Genomic DNA, 14,897 nt, shown 5'->3' on the forward strand with positions numbered 1-14,897 from the left:
AGGGTATTTACAAGTTCAGAATCGGTCCATATAATCTCATTTCTGTTCTGCAAGGGGGTATAGCTCAGCTGGGAGAGCGCTTGCATGGCATGCAAGAGGTCAGCGGTTCGATCCCGCTTACCTCCACCAACAGAACAAGCAGGATTGATTTGCGAAGCAGCGGTAGTAATAAATGCTTCACAAAATGATTCAAAGCAGTTAGAATTTTGGCCTTCGCTGTTGACCGGAAGTAAATAGCGAAAGTCAGACAAATCTGAAAAGATTTTGTCCCCTTCGTCTAGAGGCCTAGGACATCACCCTTTCACGGTGAGTACAGGGGTTCGAATCCCCTAGGGGACGCCAGATTCAGCGGCGTTTCGCAGAAGTGTCGCAAGGCTTGCAGGAACGTAACCGACGTCCTGCAGGTTGGGTAAGAAAGCTGGAGCGGTAGTTCAGTCGGTTAGAATACCGGCCTGTCACGCCGGGGGTCGCGGGTTCGAGTCCCGTCCGCTCCGCCAGAACGAAGCCCGTTCAAGACGTTTTTGAGCGGGCTTTTGTATTAAAGATGTAAGCAGTACGTTGTCCCCTTCGTCTAGAGGCCTAGGACATCACCCTTTCACGGTGAGTACAGGGGTTCGAATCCCCTAGGGGACGCCAGATTTCGGCGTCGTTCGAACAAACGACGCGCCGGCAGGAAGTAACCGACGCCTGCCAGGCAAGCAGCAAGACTGGAGCGGTAGTTCAGTCGGTTAGAATACCGGCCTGTCACGCCGGGGGTCGCGGGTTCGAGTCCCGTCCGCTCCGCCAGAAAATGAAGAAGCCCGCCTTGTGCGGGCTTTTTCATTGGTATCGCTCGTTGTGCCCGCTTGCGGGCACGTGATTGCGGAGTGGAGGAAGCCGCCTGCGCGGCTTCCGGCGGGACTCGAAGGGCTGCGCTTGCAAGCGCAGCCGCGGCCTGCGGGAGGTAGGCGAGTCCCGTCCGCTCCGCCAGAAAATGAAGAAGCCCGCCTCGTGCGGGTTTTTTCATTGGCACTTCCGGGTGCGCCTTCCGCCCATATCGCGTGCTGCATCGGATGTCGCGCCCCTACGAGAAATTCGCGATTGCATCCGCACGCGACTACGCTATCGTGGCGGGATGCGTTTCTGACTCCTGCACGATGCTCGATCCGACCGACCTGCGACTCCTGTATCAGCTCCGGCCCGCGGAGCCCGGCGATTTTCCGTATGCCGAAGCGTTGACGCACGGCAACATGGGCGGCTACTACAAGCGCCATGGGCTCGTGTGGCGCAGCGACCTGTTCTATGCGAGCTGGCGCGAATCGGAGAACTTCATCCTCGAGGCCGACGGCGAGCGCATCGGCGTGCTGCGCGTGACCGAGGAGGGCGATTCGCTGCATATCCGCGACGTGCAGATCGCGGCCGGCCATCGCGGGCAGGGCGCCGGCAGCTACATGCTCGAGATGTCGCATCGCTGGGCGCGTGCGCGCGGGCTGCACGAACTGCAGTTGCGCGTGTTCGTCGACAATCCTGCCGCGCGTTTGTACCTGCGCATGGGTTACCAGGTCACCGGGCCGCGGCTCGCGCAACTCGGCTCGATCCGGCACATGGTGCGGCCGGTCTGACGGTCCGGCGCGAGCGATCAGCGGGCCGTGTCGATCGCGCCGTCGTCGTCCAGCGTTTCATTGTCCGCGATGCCGCCTTCCGGGCCTCGATGCTCGTAGCCGCGCAGCATGAACGCGCGCGGGCTTTCGCCGAATGCGCGGCGGAACATGGCCGAGAACGCGCTCTGGCTCTGGTAGCCGAGCTCACGCGCGATATGCGACAGCGGGCGCCCCTGGTTCAGAAGCGGGATCGCCCGCGCAAGCAGCGCCTGTTGGCGCCACTGCGAAAAGCTCACGCCCAGTTCCTGCTTGAAGAGCCGCGATATCGTGCGCGTGCTCGCGCCGACCTCGCTCGCCCAGTGCTCGAGCGACTCCGCATGCGCGGGGTGCGCGAGTACCGCTTCGCACAGCAGGCGCAGCCGTTTTTCGTCGGGCATCGGTACCGCGAGCGGCAACGGTTCGGCATGACTCAGCTCGTCGAGCACGAGCCCGCACAGCAGGCGCTCGCGCGCGGCGCTCAGGTCGCGCGCGTCGAGTGCGACGATCAGTTCGCGCAGCAGTCCCGTCACCTCGACGACGCGACACGCATCGAGCCCGCCAGGCACGATCGACTCGTCGATATACAGCGTGCGCAGATAGGCCTCTTCGACGATCACGACTTCGTGCGATACGTGCGGCGGCACCCAGATCGCACGGGACGGCGGCACCATCCAGGTCGTGCCGGTCGTCGCGACGCGCAGCACGCCGCGCGACGCGTACGCGAGCTGCGCCCACGCATGCGTGTGCAGCGGAATGCGGCGGCCGGCATCGACCTGCCGTGCACGCACGCGCATCGGATGGACGGCGGTCGGCGCGAATTCCGGCGGGATGTCGATGACGTCGTACGGGTTCGATACGTCGGCTTGGGCGGGCGAATTCATGAACGGTTCGGGCGGCGCGGCGGCGATGCCGTTATTTTAGAAGGCGCCGCGCTTGCGCATGCGGCGGTTTTTCGGGCCATCATGCCGGGTTCAAATGAACTTTGTGTGGGCACCGGCGAATCCGGGGCGGCTGCCCGCGCCGACGGTTCGAACCATCAGGCCGGTATCGCGGTCTATCGATGCGTGCGCAATTGCACGCCCATCGCGCACCGATCGCACGCGAACACGGCAACACACGAATCGAAGAGGAGAACCACGATGCGCCACGTATTCGTCTATGGCACCTTGAGAGCCGGACAGGCCAACGACATCGGCCATGCGGCCGCCCGCCACGGAATCGCCGCGCCGACGCTGCTGGGCGCCGCCGCGCTGCCGGGCGAACTGGTCGATTTCGGCACGTATCCGGGCATGATCGCCGGGCCGGCCGGCAAGTCGCTGGTCTGGGGCGACGTCTACGAGGTCGACGAGCAACTCGTTCCGGTGCTCGACGAGATCGAGCGCGTCTATCCGGGCGTCGACTCGCTGTTCAAGCCGGAAGAGGTGACCGTCGAGCTCGGCGGCCGGCAGTATGCGTGCCTGTATTATCCGGTGGCCGCGCATGCGGCGGCCGGGCGCCCGCGCATCGCGTCGGGCGACTGGGTTCAGCACCGGCGCGAGCAGGAAGCCGCCTGAGCGTGCCTGCGGGCGGCGGCTGCATTCGCCGCAAAGAGAAAGCGCCCCGCGGGGCGCTTTTTTCATGCCGTCATCGCATGCGACCGCCGGCACGGCGTGGCCAGCCGGCGATCGCAGCAGACAGCGTCGTCAGATTTCCTCGTACAGCGGCAGCGTCAGGAATTCGGTGAAGCCTTCCGACGTCGACATCTGCTCGAAGATCGCCGCGGCGCGTTCGTACGGCTGCGTGTTGCCGCCGACCGAGCGCTTCACGTTGTCGAGCTCGGCCTTCGTGTATTCACGCACGAGTTCGGCCGTGACCTTGCGGCCGTCGTCGAGCACGCCCTTCGGCGAGCGGATCCATTGCCACACCTGCGAGCGGGAAATCTCGGCCGTCGCCGCATCTTCCATCAGGTTGTGGATCGGCACACAGCCGTTGCCGTCGAGCCACGCGCCGAGGTAGTGGATCCCGACGTTGATGTTGTTGCGCAGGCCGGCTTCGGTGATCGGCGCTTCGGGCTGGAAGTCGAGCAGGTTCCTGCCTTCGATCTGCACGTCGTCGCGCTGCTTCGCGATCTGGTTCGGCTTGTCGCCGAGCACCTTGACGAACTCTTCCATCGCGATCGGCACGAGGCCCGGGTGCGCGACCCAGCCGCCGTCGTAGCCGTCGGTCGCGTCGCGCTGCTTGTCCGAGCGCACGCCGCCCATCGCCTTGTCGTTCGCTTCCGGATCGTTCTTGATCGGGATCAGCGCGCTCATCCCGCCGATCGCCGGCGCGTTGCGCTTGTGGCAGGTCTTCAGCAGCAGTAGCGCATACGCACGCATGAACGGCACCGTCATCGTGATCTTCGAACGGTCGGCCAGGCAGAAGTCGCGGTCGTTCTTGAACTTCTTGATCGCCGAGAAGATGTAGTCCCAGCGGCCGGCGTTCAGGCCCGAGCTGTGTTCGCGCAGTTCGTACAGGATCTCGTCCATCTCGAACGCGGCGAGGATCGTCTCGATCAGCACCGTCGCGCGGATCGTGCCGCGCGGCACGCCGACCGCTTCCTGCGCGGCGACGAAGATGTCGTTCCACAGGCGCGCCTCGAGATGGCTTTCCATCTTCGGCAGGTAGAAGTACGGGCCCGAGCCGCGCGCGATCAGTTCCTTCGCGTTGTGGAACAGGAACAGCGCGAAATCGAAGATGCCGCCGGACACGCGCTGGCCGTCGACCGTCACGTGCTTCTCGTCGAGGTGCCAGCCGCGCGGACGCACGATCAGCGTCGCGACCTTGTCGTTCAGCCGGTACGACTTGCCGTTCTGCTCGAGCGAGATCGTGCGGCGCACCGCGTCCTTCAGGTTGATCTGGCCGTCGATCTGGTTGGTCCAGCTCGGCGCGTTCGAATCCTCGAAGTCCGTCATGTACGAATCGGCGCCCGAGTTCAGCGCGTTGATGATCATCTTGCGCTCGACGGGGCCCGTGATCTCGACCCGGCGGCATTGCAGGTCGGCCGGCAACGGCGCGACCTTCCAGTCGCCTTCGCGGATCGCCTTCGTCTCGGCCAGGAAGTCGGGGCGCTCGCCTGCATCGAGGCGCTTCGTGCGCTCGACGCGCGCCTGCAGCAGCGCCTGGCGGCGCGATTCGAACGTGCGGTGCAGCGCCGCGACGAGTGCCAGCGCGTCGGGCGTCAGGATGGCTTCGTAACCCGGCTTGATTTCGCCGGTGATCGTCATGCCTTGCGGCAGCGTGATCGGGGTGCTCATGAGTCTCATCTCCTTGGTCGGTCAGTTGCGGTTTCAGTGAAGGGGGAAGGCGGCAGCGCTGCGAGCGTCATGCACCCGGGCCGGGGCGCGTGCGGTTTGCGGGTCTGCCGGACGGAGCCGGGGTGGCGAGGAAGGCGAGCAGGTCGGCCATGCCGGTGCCCGTGCCGTCGGGCGGCGCGCCGAGTTCCTCGGCGGGCGCGCCCGTGCGGTTGAGCCAGAACGTCGTGTAGCCGAACCAGGTGGCGCCCGCGACGTCCCAGCCGTTCGACGACACGAACACGATGTCGCGCGGATTCGCGCCGAACGCGGCGGTGCCGAGCGCGTAGGCGGCCGGGCTCGGCTTGTACGCGCGCACCGCGTCGGCCGACAGCACGCGATCGAACAGGCCGGTCATGCCGGCGCTCTTGATCGCGATGTCGAGCATCTGCGGATTGCCGTTCGACAGGATCGCGAGCGGCGGGCGCGGGTCGAGCGCGCGCAGCTTGCGCAGCGCGGGCACCGTGTCGGGATAGGTCGACAGGCACGCATATTCGTCCATCAGCCGCTTCTCGGCCGCGCTGTTCAGCGCGAGGCCGAGCGCGCGTGCAGCGAACCGCAGCGCGTCGAGCGTGATGTCGCGGAACGGGCGATAGCGCGCGCCGGCCGGATCGGCGAGCGTGCGCAACTGCGAGTATTCGATTTGCTTGCGTCGCCACAGCTGCGACAACCGGTCCCCGTGACCGGGAAACATCTGCTCTGCCGCGGCCACGACCGCATGCACGTCGAACAACGTGCCGAATGCGTCGAAGAGGATGGCGTCGGGAGAGGAGAGTGTCGTTGTGGCCGACATAGCCTTGCGCTCCAGTTTCAGAGGTCGGGGTCGATTCTATTCGTGATCGAAGGTGCTAAAAAAGACGCTAATCATCACTTGATCTTTTACTTTCATATACCTAATCTCGAGCGGCTCAAGCTATTTGAAGGGCGGCGATGCCGTCCTCCCGACTTATGGACCGGTTCAAACAGATCGAAACGTTCGCCGCGGTCGCGGCAAAAGGCAGCCTGTCGGCGGCCGCGCATGCGGAAGGCGTCGCGCCGGCGATCATCGGCCGCCGCCTCGACGCGCTCGAGGAGCGGCTCGGCGTCAAGCTCCTGGTGCGCACGACGCGCAAGCTCACGCTGACGTTCGAAGGTTCGGCGTTCCTCGAGGATTGCCAGCGCATCATCAACGACATGCAGAACGCGGAGGCGAGCGTGTCCGCCGGCGGCGTGAAGGCGAGCGGCCACCTGCGGATTTCCGCGCCGGCCGGCTTCGGCCGGCGGCACGTCGCGCCGCTCGTGCCCGAATTCAGCGGCGCGCATCCGGACGTGTCGGTCACGCTCGATCTGTCCGACCGGATGGTCGACCTCGTCAACGAAGGGTTCGATTGCGCGGTGCGGCTCGGCGAGCTGCCCGATTCGTCGCTGGTGTCGCTGAAACTCGGCGAGAACCGCCGCGTGTGCGTCGCGTCCCCCGCGTATCTCGCGCGGCGCGGCACGCCGGCCACGCTCGCGGAACTCGCGCGTCACAACTGCCTCGCGCTCGCGGCGAATGCGAACCAGCAGCGCGGCTGGGCGTTCCTGGAGGACGACAAGGTGGTGTCGATCCGCGTGAACGGCACGATGGAATGCTCGGACGGCGCGGTGCTGCACGAGTGGTGCCTCGCCGGCTATGGCCTCGCGTGGCGCTCGTGGTGGGAAGTCGGCGAGGACATCGCGGCCGGCCGGCTCGTCAGCGTGCTCGATGCGTTCGCCGCGCCGCCGATCGGCATCCACGCGGTGTTTCCGCAGCGCCGGCATCTGCCGCTGCGGGTGCGCCTGTTTCTCGATTACCTGAAGCACACGTACGAGCGGCCCGGTTATTGGGGCGAGTAGGGCGCGCCCGCCCGGCGCGCGGGGCGGCGCCGGTAGCGGGCCGTGGCCGTCGCGGCCCGCGCGTTTCCGATATGAGGGCGAACCCGCTGCCGATGCCGGTCGCTCGATTTCGCGCACTACAATCGAGACTGGCATGCGCGACGCGCCGAAGCCGGCTCGCATGGGTTCGCGGCGCGCGCGGTGCGACTGACGCAGGAGGGCGCGATGTTCCGGCACATCCTGGTTCCAACCGACGGTTCCGAACTGTCGCAAAAGGCGATCGACGGCGCGATCGACCTGGCGCGCGCCGTCGGCGCGCAGGTCACGGCCTATGCGTGCCTGCCGCAGTATCCGTACTCGCCGTTTTCCGAAGTGATCATCGAGCCGCCCGCCGATTTCCGCGCGCGCAGCGAGCGCGAGGCGCGCGCGCATCTCGACGAGGTGGAAGCGGCCGCGAAGGCGGCCGGGGTCGCGTGCGACACGTGGACGAGCGTGCATCCGTCGCCGTATCTCGGCATCATCGAAGCGGCCGAGCGCGGCGGCTGCGACGTGATCTTCATGGCGTCCCACGGACGCCGCGGGCTCGGCAGCCTGCTGATCGGCAGCGAGACGCAGCGCGTGCTGACCCATACGAAAATTCCGGTGATCGTCTATCGGTAGGGCAGCGCCGGCCGCGGCCGGGCGGGCTGCGCCGCAGAAAAAGGGCGCGCCGGACGAAGCCGGCGCGCGTCGTTGCTGGCGGCCCGCAGGCCGCGCGGCCGGTCGCGCGACGTTCATCGCGCGCCTGCCGTCTCCTCCCTGATTGTTGTTCCGGTGGCCGATGCCGCGGCGTCGCGAGACGCGGCGGGCTTCGGCGTAACGCCTGCGCGTGTTATGCGACCTTCTTGCCGTCGAAGAACTGTTCGTCTTCGGTCGAGCCATGCAGCGCGGTCGTCGATGCTTCGCGTTCGACCGTCTGCGTCACCGCGTCGAAGTAGCCGGTGCCGACCTCGCGCTGGTGCTTGACGGCCGTGAAGCCCTTGTCGGCGGCCGCGAACTCGGCCTGCTGCAATTCGACGAACGCGCTCATCTGGGTGCGGGCGTAGCCGTGCGCGAGGTTGAACATCGAGTAGTTCAGCGCATGGAAGCCGGCCAGCGTGATGAACTGGAACTTGTAGCCCATCGCGCCGAGCTCCTTCTGGAACTTCGCGATCGTCGCGTCGTCGAGGTTCTTCTTCCAGTTGAACGACGGCGAGCAGTTGTACGACAGCAGCTTGCCCGGGAACTGCTTGTGGATCGCTTCCGCGAACTTCTTCGCGTACTCGAGATCGGGCTTGCCGGTTTCGCACCAGATCAGGTCGGCGTACGGCGCGTACGCGAGGCCGCGCGAGATCGCCTGTTCGAGGCCCGGCTTGGTGCGGAAGAAGCCTTCCACCGTGCGCTCGCCCGTCAGGAACGGCTTGTCGTTGTCGTCGACGTCGGACGTGATCAGGTCGGCCGCTTCCGCGTCGGTGCGGGCAACCAGCACGGTCGGCGTGCCCATCACGTCCGCCGCGAGACGCGCGGCCGACAGCTTCGCGACGGCTTCGCGCGTCGGCACGAGCACCTTGCCGCCCATGTGGCCGCACTTCTTCACCGACGCGAGCTGGTCCTCGAAGTGGACGCCCGAGGCGCCGGCCTCGATCATTGCCTTCATCAGCTCGAACGCGTTCAGCACGCCGCCGAAGCCGGCTTCGGCGTCCGCGACGATCGGCGCGAAGAAATCGACGTAGCCTTCGTCGCCCGGGTTCTTGCCTTCCGACCACTGGATTTGGTCGGCGCGCGTCAGCGTGTTGTTGATGCGCTTTACGACGAGCGGCACCGAGTTCGCCGGGTACAGCGACTGGTCCGGGTACATTTCGCCCGCGACGTTCGCGTCGCCGGCCACTTGCCAGCCGGACAGGTAGATGGCCTTCAGGCCGGCCTTCACCTGCTGCATCGCCTGGTTGCCGGTCAGCGCGCCGAGTGCGTTGACGAACGGCTCGTTGTTGATGAGGCTCCACAGTTTTTCCGCGCCGCGCTTGGCCAGCGTGTGCTCGATCGGGATCGAGCCGCGCAGGCGGACCACGTCCTCAGCCAAGTAGCTGCGCTTGATGCCCTTCCAGCGCGGATCGGTTTCCCATTGCTGCTGCAGTTCCTGTGCCTGTTGCTGACGCGACATGATGAGCTCCTTGATGCGGTGTGTTGCCTAATGGTGCGAATCGGACGGTAGTGATGCTGTTCTCGACGCGGGACGGGGTGCAGTCCGTTTCGTGAAGTCTTGTATAAGAGTCTAGGCAAACCGATCGGAGTGAAACAGGGGCGACATCAGGAAGTTTGAAACTTTTTAATTGTTATTAATCAATGTCTTGAGTTATTTGTTTCGCAATGAGAAACGATTTTTCCCATCTCGCAATTGTAAGGTTGTGCCGCGCAGCATGACTTTTTACGACGCAAAAAAATTTTCCGCATCGTGAAATTTGGTGCGGGACGAAAAAAAACCGGCGCGGGTGCGCCGGTCTGCCGGATGGGCGGGGCGGCCGGAGGGCCGCCCGGGCGTGCTTACGACGCCGAATTGCTGCGACGCGGGCCGGCGCTGCGCTGGCCATCGCGACGCGGGCCGCCGTCACGGCTGCCGCCCGGCTTGCCGCTCCAGCCGCCGCCGTTGCCGCCGCCGTAGCTGCGGCCGTTGCCGCTATTACCGCCGCCCGGCTTGCCGCCGAAGCGTCGACCACCGCCGTTGCCGCCGCCCGGACGGCCGCGGCCGCCGGTGCCGCCGTTACGCGGGGCCGACTTGCGCGGCTCGAAACCTTCGACCACGTTGACCGGCAGCGGCGAGCGCACGAAGCGCTCGATACGCTTGAGCGCGCCTTGCTCGGCATGGTGCACGAGGCTCACCGCGGTGCCCGAACGGCCTGCTCGGCCGGTACGGCCGATACGGTGCACGTAGTCTTCCGCGAACTTCGGCAGGTCGTAGTTGAACACGTGCGTGATGCCCGGGATGTCGATGCCGCGTGCCGCGACGTCGGTCGCGACCAGCACGCGCACGCGACGCTCGCGCAGCGCGCGGATCGTGCGGTTGCGTGCGCCCTGCGGCAGGTCGCCGTGCAGCGCGGCCGATTCGAAGCCTGCGTCGGCGAGACGGCCGGCGAGCTGGTCGGCGTCGATCTTGGTCGCCGTGAAGATGATCGCCTGGTCGAGCGCGTCGTCGCGCAGCAGGTGATCGAGCAGGCGATCCTTGTGGTCCCGGTCGTCGACGTAATGCACGGTTTGTGCGATGTTCGTGCGCGATTCGAGACGCTGCTGGATTTCGATGCGTTCCGGATCCTTCAGCAGGCGGCCCGTCAGCGAACCGATCTTGCCGTCGAGCGTGGCCGAGAACAGCATCGTCTGGCGCGACGCGGGCGTGGCGGCGACGATCGTCTCGATGTCGTCGATGAAGCCCATGTCGAGCATGCGGTCGGCTTCGTCGAGCACGAGCATCTTCAGTTCCGACAGGTCGATGCGGCCACGCTCGAGGTGGTCGAGCAGGCGGCCCGGCGTGGCAACCAGGATTTCCGGGTTCTTCGCGAGCAGCATCAGCTGCTGGCCGTAGGCGACGCCGCCGAGGATGCTGACCGTGCGCAGGCGCTTCAGGTGCTTGCCGTACGTCGATGCGGCCGTCGTGACCTGCATCGCGAGTTCACGGGTCGGCGTCAGCACGAGCAGGCCCGGGCGGGCGACGGGTTGCGGGCGGCGCACGCGGCGGTCGCCCTGGTTCGGTTCACGCGGCGCGCGCGGTTGCTGCGCCTGCGTCTTCTGGAGCTGCGCGAAACGTTCGATCGCGGGCAGCATGAATGCGGCGGTCTTGCCCGAACCGGTCGGGCTCGACACCAGCAGGTCCCGACCGGCGATGCCGGCCGGAATCGCGCGCTGCTGGACCGGGGTCGGCTTGGCGTAGCCGGCGGCCTCCAGCGCGGAGACGATCTCCGGCGACAACCCGAGCGACGCGAAAGTCGGCTCGTCCGACGCCGGTTCGACCGCGGCCGGTGCGGCGGCGTCGTCGAGACCGAGCGCCTGGTCGGCGATCGCGTTGAGCGGGCTGGAGTTGATGCTCGAAGTCATAACAATCCTTGAAACACAGTGGGTGAAACGTCGGCGCCAATCGCGCATACCCAAGTCGTCGGATTCAGCGAGCAAATCGGGAAACGGGTGCAATCCGCCGAACCGTCGGCGGATGAGGCATTAGAAGCTGTTTTGGGTGCGGCGCGCTTCTGGAGCGGGGCCGCCAGCCTAGTTGACGACCGCAAGGGTCGAAGCAGGAGGGGACAGGTTCTAAACCGGATTGGAGCTTAACGCTATGAAGCGTCAGGCCGGACGGCTTGCGAGCCGAGCGCGGAGGTGACGCAGGCCGCATTATAAAGAAATTTGCTGCGCTGCGCCACTGATTTGATTGCCGATTGCGGCGGGGGGCGATCCGGTCAGGACGCCGTGCCGTTTTTCAGCGATTCGACGAGTTCGATGTACTGCTGTTTCGCCGCATCCTGCGACGTGCCTTTGAGCGCGTCCCACGCGTCGTACTTGTATTTGCCGACGATGTCGGTGAAGCCCGGCTTGTCGCCGTGCGCATCGCCGTCGGTCGCCTGCTTGAAGAGCGCGTACAGGCGCAGCAGGGTCAGGTTGCCCGGCCGTTCCGTCAATTGCTTGACGTCGATCTGGGCCTGGTCGAATTGGGCGGTGAGTTCGCTCATCGGGTGTCTCCGTAAGGGTTTCAGATCGGCCGATCTTAACAAGCGGACCGCCGCGCGGGGTCGAGCGATCCTTCCAAACCGCCGCCGGCGCCGCACGCGCGCACAGATCGGGCCTGATCGCCCGTGGGAGCGGGGCGGCGCATTACAATGTCGGCCATGACGCAAACAGTGCTCCTCGCCATCGATACGTCGACCGAATACTGCTCGGTCGCGCTGCTGCGCTCGGCCCCGGCCGATGACGCCGTTTCCACCCCGCAAACCTGGGTCCGTCACGAGCTGACGGGCGCCGTGTCGAGCACGCGCGTGCTGCCGGCGATCCAGGAGCTCTTCGCCGAATCCGGGCTGACGCTCGCCGACTGCGACGCGATCGCGTTCGGCGCGGGCCCCGGCTCGTTCACGGGCCTGCGTACCGCGACGGGCATTACCCAGGGCCTCGCGTTCGGGGGCGGGCTGCCGGTCGTGCCGATCGGCACGCTGCTCGCGTGCGCCGAGCACGCGCGGCTGCGCGCGCCCGGCACGACCCGCGTGCTCGCCGCGCTCGACGCGCGGATGGACGAAGCCTACTGGGCGGATTTCGCGTGGGACGACAGCGCCGGCGACTGGCGCACGCTGCATCCGGCGTCGCTCGACGCACCGGGCGCCGTCGGCGTACCCGACGCGCCGTTCACGCTCGCCGGCAATGCGGCTGCAGCGTTCGGCGCGCAATTGCCGGCCGCCGCGCGGGCAGCCGCGATCGACGGCGATGCGATGCCGCATGCGCTGGCGGTCGCGCATGCCGCGCTGCGCGCGTTCCGCGCGGGGCGTGCGGTGCCGGCCGACCAGGCCGCGCCCGAATACGTGCGCGACAAGGTCGCCCAGACCACCGCCGAGCGCATCGCGGCACGGGCCGCACAGACGGGCGGGGCGAAGGGATGACGGGTGTCCTGCTGAGCGACCGCTATCTGGCGCCGATGACGGACGCCGATCTCGACGAGGTCGTCGCGATCGAGCACGTCGCGTACGAATTCCCGTGGAGCCGCGGCAACTTCGAGGATTCGTTGCGCAACGGCTATCTGGGCGTGTGCCTGCGGCACGTGACCGGGGCGCTCGTCGGCTATTGCGTGCTGATGCCCGTGGTCGACGAGATGCATCTGCTGAACCTGTGTGTCGCGCCGGCCGCGCAGCATGCGGGCGCGGGCCTCGCGCTGCTGCGCGAGGCGGTGCGCATTTCGCGCGCGGAGCGGCTCGACGGCGTGCTGCTCGAAGTACGGCCGTCCAATCCGCGCGCAATCCATCTGTACGAGCGCTTCGGTTTCGTGACGATCGGCCGGCGCAAGAACTACTATCCGGCGAAGCATCGTGGCCGGGAGGACGCGATCGTGATGCGTCTGACGCTGAACAAGGACGAGGGGAATGCGCATGGCATGGGCTGAAGCGGCGCTCGAGGAACTGGGCCTCGCGCAGATCTGGGTGCGGCGCGGGCAGCGCGCGGACGAGGGCGCGGCAGCCGTCGCGCCTGCCGTCGCGCAAACCGCGGCGGCCGACGACGGTTCCGCCGTCGCGGCCGATCGGCCGGTGCGTGCAGCGCGTGCACCGGTGCAGGACGATGCGCCGCCGGCCGTCGCGCATGGCGCTGCCGGCGCCTCGGCGGCTCGCGAGTCGGGGGCGTCGGTGCACGGTGTCGGCGATGGCGATCGCTCTCCGGCGCAGGCTGCATCGGGCGCATCGCCCGATATGATGCCGTCGGCAAATGATGCGCCGCCAGCAGGCGATGACGATTTCGCATGGTTCGACGCGGCGCCGCCGGGCGAATCCGTGCCCGTGCCGGCCGCCGCATCGCGCCCCGTCGGCACGCCGGTCGCCGCGCTCGACTGGGATGCGCTGGCCGCGCGCGTGGCGGACTGCACGTTGTGCCGTCTGTGCGAGAAGCGGACCAACACCGTGTTCGGCGTCGGCGACCGCGAAGCGGACTGGATGCTGATCGGCGAAGCGCCGGGCGAGAACGAGGACAAGCAGGGCGAGCCGTTCGTCGGCCAGGCCGGCAAGCTGCTCGACAACATGCTGCAGTCGCTGTCGCTCAAGCGCGGCGACAACGTGTACATCGCGAACGTGATCAAGTGCCGGCCGCCCGGCAACCGCAACCCGGAGCCGGACGAGGTCGCGAGCTGCGAGCCTTATCTGCAGCGCCAGGTCGCGCTCGTGAAGCCGAAGCTGATCGTCGCGCTCGGCCGTTTTGCCGCGCAGACGCTGCTGAAGACGGACGCGAGCATCGCGTCGCTGCGCGGCCGCGTGCATGCGTACGAGGGCGTGCCGGTGATCGTCACCTACCACCCGGCCTACCTGTTGCGCAGCCTGCAGGACAAGTCGAAGGCGTGGGCCGACCTGTGCCTCGCGCGCGACACGTTCCGGCGCGCGGATGGCGCCGACGCGAACGGCCCGGCCGGGCAATGACGACCGGCGCGGCGTTCGCGTTCGTCGATACGCTGCATGACGTCGCGGTGCGCGACCTGCGCTGGCTGCTGGCCAGCCCGAGCCTGCTCACCGCGGTGCCGGGCGCGCCGCTCGCGCGCCCGTGGCCGGATGCGGCCGGGCAAGCGGCCGTCGAAGCGTGGCTCGCCGCGCTCGATGCGCAGCCCGGGCCGCTGCATCGCGCGCTCGACGGGTTTCGGCCCACCCGGCTCGGCCGCTACGCCGAATGCCTGCTCGAGTACTTTCTGACGCACGGGCCGTCGCTGCGGCTCGTCGCGGCCAATCTCCCGTTGCGCAGCAACGGCCGCACGCTCGGCGAAGTCGACTTTCTCGTCGATACGCCGGACGGCCGGCGCCTGCACTGGGAACTCGCGGTGAAGTGCTATCTGTGCGCGCCGGTCCGCGACGGTGCGTCGCTCGCCGACTTCGTCGGCCCCAATCTCGTCGACCGGTTCGACCGCAAGCGCAGCCGGCTGCTCGACCACCAGTTGCGGCTCGGCGAACACGACGGCTTTGCCCGGCTCGGCTACGGCGCGCCGTCCGACGCGCAGATGTTCATCAAGGGCTGGCTGTTCCATCCGTACGGCGCGCCGGTGCCGCCGGTGTCCGCCGAAATCGCGCCGGAGCATCCGCGCGGTTTCTGGCTGACGCACGCGCAGTGGCCGGCGTGGGCGGCCGCGCAGCGTGACGGTGCGGCATGGAGCGTGTTGCCGAGGCTGGCGTGGCTGGCGCCGCGGCGTGCCGCCGCCGGCACGGGTTTCGAGCCCGAGCCGCTGGCGAGCGCACCGGAACTGCCGCCCGTGCTGGCGACGCGCCAGGCGCCCGACCTGATCGGCATCCATGAAAAGGGCGGCGACGGCACGTGGCGCGAGACGGCGCGCGGTTTCGTCGTGCCCGACGACTGGCCGGTGCGCGCGCAGGCGTTCGCGGCGCAGGATCACTGACGCCGCGTCAGCCGG

General features: G+C 67.4%; 14 protein-coding genes and 5 tRNA genes. 13 read left to right on the top strand and 6 right to left on the bottom strand.

Translation table 11 applies throughout. The features are described from left to right. The first annotated feature begins 53 nt into the window (after positions 1-53). The 6 genes from HWW87_RS05685 (at position 54) to HWW87_RS05710 (ending at position 1,601) form a co-directional block, all read left to right on the top strand. Positions 54-129 (top strand) — tRNA-Ala (locus HWW87_RS05685). A 137-nt stretch (positions 130-266) separates the two neighbouring features. Beyond that, a tRNA-Glu gene (locus tag HWW87_RS05690) sits at positions 267-342 on the top strand. 78 nt (positions 343-420) lie between these two features. Continuing rightward, positions 421-497, top strand: a tRNA-Asp gene (locus HWW87_RS05695). Between the two features lie 63 nt (positions 498-560). Then, positions 561-636 (top strand) — tRNA-Glu (locus HWW87_RS05700). A gap of 73 nt (positions 637-709) precedes the next feature. After that, a tRNA-Asp gene (locus HWW87_RS05705) sits at positions 710-786 on the top strand. Positions 787-1,136: 350 nt separating this feature from the next. Next, positions 1,137-1,601: a GNAT family N-acetyltransferase gene (locus HWW87_RS05710; RefSeq protein ID WP_174390223.1), complete on the top strand. Its 465-nt coding sequence runs from the start codon at positions 1,137-1,139 to the stop codon at positions 1,599-1,601. Positions 1,602-1,618: 17 nt separating this feature from the next. Here the strand turns inward: HWW87_RS05710 and HWW87_RS05715 are convergent, their stop codons facing one another. Further along, positions 1,619-2,500, bottom strand: coding sequence for a helix-turn-helix transcriptional regulator (locus tag HWW87_RS05715; protein ID WP_175819568.1), 882 nt, complete (start codon positions 2,498-2,500; stop codon positions 1,619-1,621). A 258-nt stretch (positions 2,501-2,758) separates the two neighbouring features. Between HWW87_RS05715 and HWW87_RS05720 the strand changes: the two genes are divergently transcribed. Further along, complete coding sequence (locus HWW87_RS05720; protein WP_174390225.1) at positions 2,759-3,172, top strand: gamma-glutamylcyclotransferase family protein; 414 nt, start codon at positions 2,759-2,761, stop codon at positions 3,170-3,172. 129 nt (positions 3,173-3,301) lie between these two features. Here HWW87_RS05720 and aceB read toward each other — a convergent pair whose 3' ends face one another. Continuing rightward, positions 3,302-4,894, bottom strand: a complete 1,593-nt coding sequence (aceB, locus tag HWW87_RS05725) for a malate synthase A (RefSeq protein WP_175819569.1) — start codon at positions 4,892-4,894, stop codon at positions 3,302-3,304. Positions 4,895-4,961: 67 nt separating this feature from the next. Beyond that, the gene (locus HWW87_RS05730; protein WP_174434589.1) at positions 4,962-5,723 is read right to left on the bottom strand and encodes a haloacid dehalogenase type II; all 762 of its coding nucleotides are present in this window, start codon (positions 5,721-5,723) and stop codon (positions 4,962-4,964) included. Positions 5,724-5,878: 155 nt separating this feature from the next. Here HWW87_RS05730 and HWW87_RS05735 point away from each other — a divergent pair, with 155 nt between their 5' ends. Both HWW87_RS05735 and HWW87_RS05740 read left to right on the top strand, forming a co-directional pair. Next, positions 5,879-6,784: a LysR family transcriptional regulator gene (locus tag HWW87_RS05735; RefSeq protein ID WP_175819570.1), complete on the top strand. Its 906-nt coding sequence runs from the start codon at positions 5,879-5,881 to the stop codon at positions 6,782-6,784. A 204-nt stretch (positions 6,785-6,988) separates the two neighbouring features. Further along, positions 6,989-7,423: a universal stress protein gene (locus tag HWW87_RS05740; protein ID WP_050012929.1), complete on the top strand. Its 435-nt coding sequence runs from the start codon at positions 6,989-6,991 to the stop codon at positions 7,421-7,423. Between the two features lie 211 nt (positions 7,424-7,634). Here the strand turns inward: HWW87_RS05740 and aceA are convergent, their stop codons facing one another. From aceA to HWW87_RS05755, 3 genes are all read right to left on the bottom strand, one after another. Beyond that, on the bottom strand, positions 7,635-8,942 hold the full coding sequence (gene aceA / locus HWW87_RS05745; protein ID WP_089467751.1) for an isocitrate lyase: 1,308 nt from the start codon (positions 8,940-8,942) through the stop codon (positions 7,635-7,637). A gap of 380 nt (positions 8,943-9,322) precedes the next feature. Continuing rightward, positions 9,323-10,864: a DEAD/DEAH box helicase gene (locus tag HWW87_RS05750; RefSeq protein WP_175819571.1), complete on the bottom strand. Its 1,542-nt coding sequence runs from the start codon at positions 10,862-10,864 to the stop codon at positions 9,323-9,325. A 356-nt stretch (positions 10,865-11,220) separates the two neighbouring features. Next, positions 11,221-11,490 (bottom strand): acyl-CoA-binding protein, encoded by a 270-nt coding sequence (locus HWW87_RS05755; RefSeq protein ID WP_011352486.1) that lies wholly within the window; start codon positions 11,488-11,490, stop codon positions 11,221-11,223. A gap of 147 nt (positions 11,491-11,637) precedes the next feature. Here HWW87_RS05755 and tsaB point away from each other — a divergent pair, with 147 nt between their 5' ends. The 4 genes from tsaB to HWW87_RS05775 are packed head-to-tail and all read left to right on the top strand — an operon-like array spanning position 11,638 to position 14,882. Further along, positions 11,638-12,405 carry a tRNA (adenosine(37)-N6)-threonylcarbamoyltransferase complex dimerization subunit type 1 TsaB gene (gene tsaB / locus HWW87_RS05760; protein ID WP_175819572.1) on the top strand — a complete coding sequence of 256 codons (768 nt, stop codon included), beginning with the start codon at positions 11,638-11,640 and terminating at the stop codon, positions 12,403-12,405. Beyond that, positions 12,402-12,902, top strand: a complete 501-nt coding sequence (rimI, locus tag HWW87_RS05765; RefSeq protein ID WP_175819573.1) for a ribosomal protein S18-alanine N-acetyltransferase — start codon at positions 12,402-12,404, stop codon at positions 12,900-12,902. The genes tsaB and rimI overlap by 4 nt, the downstream gene beginning before the upstream one ends. Beyond that, positions 12,889-13,920: a uracil-DNA glycosylase gene (locus HWW87_RS05770; RefSeq protein WP_175819574.1), complete on the top strand. Its 1,032-nt coding sequence runs from the start codon at positions 12,889-12,891 to the stop codon at positions 13,918-13,920. Before rimI ends, HWW87_RS05770 begins: the two co-directional genes overlap by 14 nt. Next, a complete protein-coding gene (locus HWW87_RS05775) occupies positions 13,917-14,882 on the top strand; it encodes a DUF1853 family protein (protein ID WP_175819575.1) in 966 nt (321 codons plus the stop codon). Before HWW87_RS05770 ends, HWW87_RS05775 begins: the two co-directional genes overlap by 4 nt. Positions 14,883-14,897 lie beyond the last annotated feature (15 nt).

Source organism: Burkholderia sp. BCC0419, from assembly GCF_902830285.1.
Taxonomy (GTDB): Bacteria; Pseudomonadota; Gammaproteobacteria; order Burkholderiales; family Burkholderiaceae; genus Burkholderia.

What these genes read in the sequence shown, in the direction of transcription:
- HWW87_RS05710 (WP_174390223.1), top strand. Translation starts at nt 1,137, where the DNA reads ATGCTCGATCCGACCGACCTGCGACTCCTGTATCAGCTCCGGCCCGCG.
- HWW87_RS05715 (WP_175819568.1), bottom strand. Translation starts at nt 2,500, where the DNA reads ATGAATTCGCCCGCCCAAGCCGACGTATCGAACCCGTACGACGTCATC.
- HWW87_RS05720 (WP_174390225.1), top strand. Translation starts at nt 2,759, where the DNA reads ATGCGCCACGTATTCGTCTATGGCACCTTGAGAGCCGGACAGGCCAAC.
- aceB (WP_175819569.1), bottom strand. Translation starts at nt 4,894, where the DNA reads ATGAGCACCCCGATCACGCTGCCGCAAGGCATGACGATCACCGGCGAA.
- HWW87_RS05730 (WP_174434589.1), bottom strand. Translation starts at nt 5,723, where the DNA reads ATGTCGGCCACAACGACACTCTCCTCTCCCGACGCCATCCTCTTCGAC.
- HWW87_RS05735 (WP_175819570.1), top strand. Translation starts at nt 5,879, where the DNA reads ATGGACCGGTTCAAACAGATCGAAACGTTCGCCGCGGTCGCGGCAAAA.
- HWW87_RS05740 (WP_050012929.1), top strand. Translation starts at nt 6,989, where the DNA reads ATGTTCCGGCACATCCTGGTTCCAACCGACGGTTCCGAACTGTCGCAA.
- aceA (WP_089467751.1), bottom strand. Translation starts at nt 8,942, where the DNA reads ATGTCGCGTCAGCAACAGGCACAGGAACTGCAGCAGCAATGGGAAACC.
- HWW87_RS05750 (WP_175819571.1), bottom strand. Translation starts at nt 10,864, where the DNA reads ATGACTTCGAGCATCAACTCCAGCCCGCTCAACGCGATCGCCGACCAG.
- HWW87_RS05755 (WP_011352486.1), bottom strand. Translation starts at nt 11,490, where the DNA reads ATGAGCGAACTCACCGCCCAATTCGACCAGGCCCAGATCGACGTCAAG.
- tsaB (WP_175819572.1), top strand. Translation starts at nt 11,638, where the DNA reads ATGTCGGCCATGACGCAAACAGTGCTCCTCGCCATCGATACGTCGACC.
- rimI (WP_175819573.1), top strand. Translation starts at nt 12,402, where the DNA reads ATGACGGGTGTCCTGCTGAGCGACCGCTATCTGGCGCCGATGACGGAC.
- HWW87_RS05770 (WP_175819574.1), top strand. Translation starts at nt 12,889, where the DNA reads ATGGCATGGGCTGAAGCGGCGCTCGAGGAACTGGGCCTCGCGCAGATC.
- HWW87_RS05775 (WP_175819575.1), top strand. Translation starts at nt 13,917, where the DNA reads ATGACGACCGGCGCGGCGTTCGCGTTCGTCGATACGCTGCATGACGTC.